At 63.8% G+C, this 897-nt stretch carries 1 protein-coding gene; it reads right to left on the minus strand.

Annotated features, from left to right (window positions below; translation table 11 throughout):
• The coding region (locus tag N2315_09570) for a methyl-accepting chemotaxis protein (GenBank protein ID MCX7829419.1) at window positions 1–897 on the minus strand (897 nt) is incomplete at both ends.

An 897-nucleotide genomic window follows, 5' to 3' on the forward strand; every position in this document is an offset into this window, starting at 1 on the left:
CCTCTCCGGCCCGGGCCGCCTCTATGGCGGCGTTCAACGCCAAAAGGTTCGTCTGGTCCGCTATGGACCTTATGGTGTTCACAAATCCCGATATGGCGCTCACCGACTCCGCCACCTTCTGGATCCGGTCGAAGGTCCGCTGGGACTCCTCACCAACTCCCGCTATGGCCCTCACCACTTCCCCCACCTGGCGCACTGTCTGCTCCGACAGGGCGGACATCTTAGACGCAGCCTCCGCTCCGTCCGTGGCGGAGTTCGCCGCCTGCTGGGCCCCGCTTGAAACCTCCTCTATGCCCGCGTTGGTCTCCTGCAGCGCCGCGGAGTTGGACTCCATCAACGACGCCACCTGGTCTATGGAGGCCTTTATCTCCTCCACTGACGCCACCTGCTCCTCCGACAGCGCCGCCAGGTTCTCCGACGCCGAAGCCGCCCGGTTGGACTCCTGGGCTATGTCCCATATGGCGTGCCTCAACTCTTCCTTTAATGTAACGGCGCTCTTGGCCATCTGCCCCACCTCGGTGGGGGACTTGCCAACCTCCTTGAGCCACTCCTCGTCCTGGTCCTTCGTAAGGTCCAGCGACCCCAGCTTCGTAAGGGCCCGGGTTATGCGGCGCACGGGCTCCACAATGCTCCTGGCAAGCCCCCAAAGCATGGCCCCCACCAGGATGAGGGTAAAGACGCCCATCGTGAGCTGCCTAATGGCAAGGCTGCTGACCATGCGGTTAAGCTCCGCCGATGGGAACACCACCGCCAGGATGAAGCCCGACTTGGTGGTGGCGTAGAAGGTGCGCCGGCCCTCACCCTGGAACTTGTAGTCCACGAAGCCGCTGCCGCCGGATATCATCTTGCGCCCCGCCTCCGCCAGCTCCGGGGTTATCACGGAGCTGGGCTTGGCTA

This window comes from Thermanaerothrix sp., assembly GCA_026417795.1.
GTDB lineage: Bacteria > Synergistota > Synergistia > Synergistales > Synergistaceae > Thermanaerovibrio.